Consider the following 5,351-nt stretch of genomic DNA (forward strand, 5'->3'; position numbering starts at 1 on the left):
GGCGGAGGCCGAGCCGGGGCCGGGGTCCGCGCCCGGGGCGGAGGCGGTCGGTTCGGCGGGCGGCGTCTTCGGCGACGGCTCGTGCGCGGCCGTCGCAGGGCCTGTCTCCGGCATGCGGACTCCAGTCTTTTCGTCGTCTTTTCACACCCCTGGCCGGTCCATGCTCTCAGCTGTCGGAACGTCCGCCGACGCGCCCGGCTTCTGCCGTACCCTGCGGCCCCATGAACGCACCTGGCAAGAAGACCGCCGTGGTCACGGGCGCCGGCTCCGGCATCGGCCGCTCCGTCGCCCTCGCCCTCGCCGGCGCCGGATGGGCGGTGGCCGCCGCCGGCCGCCGGACCGCCCCGCTGGAGGAGACCGCGCGGGCGGCCGGGCCCGGGGCCGACGTGCTGTGCGTCCCGGCCGACATCAGCTCCCCGCAGGACGTCGCCGCGCTCTTCGCGGCCGTCCGCGAGCGGTACGGCCGGCTCGACCTCCTCTTCAACAACGCGGGCACCTTCGGCCCCGCCGGGGTGCCCCTGGAGGACATCTCCCCCGAGGACTGGCGGCGCGTCGTCGACGTCAACCTCACCGGCTCCTTCCTGTGCGCGCAGGCCGCCTTCCGGCAGATGAAGGAGCAGGACCCGCAGGGCGGCCGCATCATCAACAACGGCTCCATCTCCGCGCACGCCCCCCGCCCCCACTCGGTCGCGTACACGGCGACCAAGCACGCCGTGACCGGCCTGACGAAGTCGCTCTCGCTGGACGGGCGCCCGTACCGGATCGCCTGCGGGCAGATCGACATCGGCAACGCCGCCACCGAGATGACCGAGCGGATGCAGACCGGGATCCTCCAGGCGAACGGGCAGCTCGCGGTGGAGCCCGTGATGGACGCCGCCGACGTGGCCCGCACCGTGCTGCACATGGCGGAGCTGCCGCTGGAGGCGAACGTGCAGTTCGCGACGGTGATGGCGACGGCCATGCCGTACATCGGGCGCGGCTGATCCGGCCCCGCCGGAAGCGCGGCGGGCCGGGAATGCGCCGCGGCGCACCGCAGTTGAGCCACAGCATGACGACCGAGGTACTGCGCTACACCGCTTTCTCCGACGACCCCGCCGGCGGCAACCCCGCCGGGGTCGTGCTCGACGCGCGCGGCCTGGACGACTCCGCGATGCTGCGGATCGCCGCCGAACTGGGCTACAGCGAGACCGCGTTCCTGACGGGCCCCCCGGAGGGCCTCGACGGCCCGCCCGGCCGGGCCTTCACGCTCCGCTTCTTCAGCCCGAAGGCCGAGGTCCCCTTCTGCGGGCACGCCACGGTCGCCGCGTCCGTCGCGCTGGCGGAGCGGATCGGTCCGGGCGAGCTGGTCTTCGCCACCCCGGCCGGCACGGTGCCCGTCTCGGTCGCCGACACCGGCGGCGGCCTGCGGGCCGTCCTGACCAGCGTCGAGCCGCACACCGAGGACATCGCCGACGGCGACCTCGCCGAGGCGCTGGCCGCCCTGGACTGGCCGGCGGCCGACCTGGACCCGGCCCTCCCGCCGCGGATCGCCTTCGCCGGGGCCCGCCACCTCGTCCTCGGCGCGGGCACCCGCGAGCGCCTCGCCGACCTGGACTACGACTTCGCCCGGCTGGAGGCGCTGATGCAGCGCCTGGACCTGACCACCGTGCAACTGGTGCACCGGGCCGGCCCCGCCACCTTCCACGTACGGGACCCCTTCCCGGTCGGCGGCGTCGTCGAGGACCCCGCCACCGGGGCCGCCGCGGCCGCCTTCGGCGCGTACGCCCGCGAGCTGCGGCTCGTACCGGACGAGGCCGTCCTCACCCTCCACCAGGGCGAGGACATGGGCCGCCCCGGAGTGCTCACGGTGGAACTGCGGCCCGGCGACAAGCGGGTGCGGGTCGGCGGCGCGGGCGTCCGGATCCCCGCATGACGGCGACGGTCGCCGCCTGGCCGGAGGCCGAGCTGCCGACGGACCTCGCGGCGCAGGTCGCCGAGCTGGAGGCGCAGGCCTGGCCGGGTGCCGCGGCCGGGCACGACCCGGCGCTGGCCCCGCGGGCCCTGCTGCTGCTCGACGCGTCCGGCACGGTCCTCGCGTCGCTGGCGCTGCTGTACAAGCGGCTCCGGCACGCGGGGCGGACCTACCGCGCGGCCGGCCTGAGCGCCGTCGTCACCCGGGAGTCGGTGCGCGGCCGCGGGTACGGGCGCCGGCTGGTCGCGGCCGCGCGGGCGGCGCTGGCCGCCGACCCGGCCGTCGACGTCGTGCTGTTCAGCTGCGACCGGCCGCTCGCCGGCTTCTACGAGGGCGCCGGGTTCACCCGCCTGCCCGGCGCCGTGCTGGTGGGCGGCACGCCCGCCGAGCCGCTGGCCACGGACGACCCGGGCTTCGACAAGGAGGTGCTCGGCTACTTCCCGCCGCGCGCCGGCGGCCGCACCGGCCGGCCGGAGGACTTCGCGGGCACCCGTATCGCCCTGCATCCGGGGGCGGTCGACCGGCTCTGGTAGGCCGGCCGGCCCCGGGGCCGGCCCCTCCCAGGGCGCGGCCGGGCGCGGCGGGCGCTCGCGGCCGGCTCACCCGGCGGCCGAAAAGGAGTCCTCCCGGACGTACTCGCGGGCCTCGCCGGTGCGGTCGCGCCGACCGGCGGCGGCGCGCAGCCCGCGGCCGGGCCGTGTTTGAATGCCCGCGTGAACGATCTCGACGTACTCAGGGTCTTCTGCGCGGGCGACGGGCGGTTCGGCAACCTGCTCGGCGTCGTCCGCGACGGCCGCACCTGCCCGGACGACGCGTCGCGGCAGGCGCTGGCCGCCGAGCTCGGCTACAGCGAGACGGTGTTCGTCGACGACCCCGAGCGCGGGGTCGTCGACATCCGCACCCCGGGCACGCGCATGGCGTTCGCCGGGCACCCGCTCGTCGGGGTCGCCTGGCTGCTGGACATAGAGGAGCTCCAGCCGCCCGCCGGATCCGTATGGGCCCGCGACGACGGCGAGTTCACCTGGATCACGGTCCGGCCCGAGTGGGCCGAGGGCAAGCGCACGGAGCAGTACGCGACGCCCGACGAGGTCGACGCGCTGCCCGCTCCGCCGCCCGGCGAGGGCTGGCTGTACGCGTGGGCGTGGGAGGACGAGGCCGCCGGCCGCGTCCGCGCCCGCGGCTTCCCCCGGCGGCCCGACGGGGCCATCGCGGAGGACGAGGCCACCGGCTCGGCCGCGGCCCTGCTGACGGGCCAGCTGAACCGCGCCCTGAACATCACCCAGGGCGCGGGCTCGCAGATCCTCACCGCGCCCGGACCCGACGGCACCGTCGAGATCGGCGGACGCGTCCGCTTCGACTCCCCGCCGCAGCCGGTCAGGCGCTGAGCGGGAACTCCGCCCCCAGCTCGCGGAATACGGCCCCGTTGTAGTCGAAGGCCCGCTTGCACTCGTCGATGATGCGCTGCTTCTCCAGGTCGTCCGCGGCGATCGCGTCGAGGAGCCCGCGGTATTCGCGCTTGAAGGCGGCCGGGTTGGAGATGCCCGCGAAGACGTAGAAGCGGACGCCGTCGCCCTTGCGCGCGAAGCCCCAGGCCCGCTCCGCCTTGTCGCGGATGATCTGGCCGCCGGAGAGGTCGCCCAGGTAGCGGGTGTAGTGGTGGGCGACGTATCCGCCGGGCCAGGTGGCCGCGCATTCGGCGACCCGCGCCGCGTACGCCCGCGTGGCGGGCAGCGCCACCAGCGTCTCGCGCCAGGACGGGCCGCGCAGGTGCGCCAGGTCGCGCTCGATCTCGGCGACGCGCAGCAGCTCCGGACGGATGAACGGCCCCGCCACCGGATCGCCGGCGAGGGCCTCGGCCGCGTCCTCCAGGGCCCGGTACACGAACCACAGCTGCTCGGTGTAGCGGGCGTACGCGTCGACTCCGAGCCGGCCGCCGAGCAGGTCGCTCATGAAGGAGGAGGACTCCGCCTCGGTGTGCTGCTCGTGCGACGCGACGCGGATGGCCGTGGAGAAGGCGTCCAAGACAGACCTCCGGGGAAGGGGGGACCGGGCGTGGCGGCACGGCCGCCACGCCCGATCCTCCTGCTTAGGCATACCTAAGTCAATGTGTTCCCGACGCGTTGTCGGTAAAACGTCCCCGGGGCCGGAGCCGGCTACGGCAGGGTGAGGATGTCGGCGCCCGAGTCCGTCACCACCAGTGTGTGCTCGAACTGCGCGGTCCGCTTCCGGTCCTTGGTCACGACCGTCCAGCCGTCCTCCCACATGTCGTACTCGTGGGTGCCCAGCGTCAGCATCGGCTCGATCGTGAAGGTCATCCCGGGCTGCATGACGGTCGTGGCGTGCGGGCTGTCGTAGTGCGGGATGATCAGGCCGGAGTGGAACGCCGAGTTGATGCCGTGCCCCGTGAAGTCCCGGACCACGCCGTAGCCGAAACGCTTCGCGTACGACTCGATGACCCGGCCGATCACGTTGATCTGCCGGCCCGGCTTGACGGCCTTGATCGCCCGGTTCAGCGCCTCCCGGGTCCGCTCCACCAGCAGGCGGGACTCCTCGTCCACGTCGCCGCACAGGTAGGTGGCGTTGTTGTCGCCGTGCACGCCGCCGATGTACGCGGTGACGTCCAGGTTCACGATGTCGCCGTCGCGCAGCACCGTCGAGTCGGGGATGCCGTGGCAGATGACCTCGTTGACGGAGGTGCACAGCGACTTCGGGAAGCCGCGGTAGCCCAGCGTCGACGGGTAGGCCCCGTGGTCGCACAGGTACTCGTGCGCGACGCGGTCGAGCTCGTCGGTGGTGGTGCCGGGGGCGATCAGCTTCGCGGCCTCCTCCATCGCCCGCGCGGCGATCCGGCCGGCGGTGCGCATCGCCTCGACGGTCTCGGGCGTCTGCACCTCCGGCCCGGTGTACGGAGTGGGCGCGGGCTTGCCCACGTACTCGGGCCGGCGGATGTTGCCGGGAACGGAACGGGTCGGAGAGAGCTCGCCGGGTACGAGCAGCGACTGGCCAGACATGCAAGCGAGTGTATCCAGCACTCCTGGGGCAGCATGGCGGCAGACAGGACGGTACGAGGCGGCACGCGGCCGCGGAGGAAGGAGCCGGGGACGATGGCCCTGTTCAAGAAGCGCCAGACGGGCAAACCGGGCGAGTGGTACTACTGCCTGGCCCACAAGAAGGTCGAAGAGGGCCCCGAGTGCCCGGCGAAGGACCGTTTCGGCCCGTACGGCTCGCCGGAGGAGGCCGCCCACGCCATGGAGACGGCGCAGGAGCGCAACCTCGAATGGCAGAACGACCCCCGGTGGAACGACAAGTCCGCCGAGGGCACCCCGGACGACGGGGGCGGCCCGGGCGCGTAGGAAGTCCTGTCCGGCGGATCACGGCCCTGCGGGCGGGGGAGGGGACG

General features: G+C 74.4%; 7 protein-coding genes. 5 read left to right on the top strand and 2 right to left on the bottom strand.

Going from position 1 to position 5,351, the window contains the following annotated elements:
• Positions 1–221: 221 nt before the first annotated feature.
• The 4 genes from EF903_RS28080 (at position 222) to EF903_RS28095 (ending at position 3,336) form a co-directional block, all read left to right on the top strand.
• Positions 222–983 carry an SDR family oxidoreductase gene (locus EF903_RS28080; protein WP_185902861.1) on the top strand — a complete coding sequence of 254 codons (762 nt, stop codon included), beginning with the start codon at positions 222–224 and terminating at the stop codon, positions 981–983.
• 65 nt (positions 984–1,048) lie between these two features.
• On the top strand, positions 1,049–1,912 hold the full coding sequence (locus EF903_RS28085; RefSeq protein WP_125547815.1) for a PhzF family phenazine biosynthesis protein: 864 nt from the start codon (positions 1,049–1,051) through the stop codon (positions 1,910–1,912).
• Complete coding sequence (locus tag EF903_RS28090) at positions 1,909–2,484, top strand: GNAT family N-acetyltransferase (RefSeq protein ID WP_125547817.1); 576 nt, start codon at positions 1,909–1,911, stop codon at positions 2,482–2,484. The genes EF903_RS28085 and EF903_RS28090 overlap by 4 nt, the downstream gene beginning before the upstream one ends.
• 180 nt (positions 2,485–2,664) lie before the next feature.
• A complete protein-coding gene (locus EF903_RS28095) occupies positions 2,665–3,336 on the top strand; it encodes a PhzF family phenazine biosynthesis protein (RefSeq protein WP_125547819.1) in 672 nt (223 codons plus the stop codon).
• Here EF903_RS28095 and EF903_RS28100 read toward each other — a convergent pair.
• Both EF903_RS28100 and map read right to left on the bottom strand, forming a co-directional pair.
• Positions 3,326–3,973, bottom strand: coding sequence for a heme oxygenase (biliverdin-producing) (locus tag EF903_RS28100; RefSeq protein WP_125547821.1), 648 nt, complete (start codon positions 3,971–3,973; stop codon positions 3,326–3,328). The two genes, EF903_RS28095 and EF903_RS28100, sit on opposite strands and share 11 nt — an antisense overlap.
• A gap of 131 nt (positions 3,974–4,104) precedes the next feature.
• Positions 4,105–4,962, bottom strand: a complete 858-nt coding sequence (gene map / locus EF903_RS28105; RefSeq protein WP_125547823.1) for a type I methionyl aminopeptidase — start codon at positions 4,960–4,962, stop codon at positions 4,105–4,107.
• 93 nt (positions 4,963–5,055) lie between these two features.
• On the opposite strand from map, the gene EF903_RS28110 reads away from it, so the two are divergent.
• Positions 5,056–5,304, top strand: coding sequence for a hypothetical protein (locus EF903_RS28110; protein WP_125547826.1), 249 nt, complete (start codon positions 5,056–5,058; stop codon positions 5,302–5,304).
• The last annotated feature ends 47 nt before the right edge of the window (positions 5,305–5,351 follow it).

Origin of the sequence: Streptomyces sp. WAC05292, assembly GCF_003949955.1 — a bacterium.
GTDB lineage: Bacteria > Actinomycetota > Actinomycetes > Streptomycetales > Streptomycetaceae > Streptomyces > Streptomyces globosus.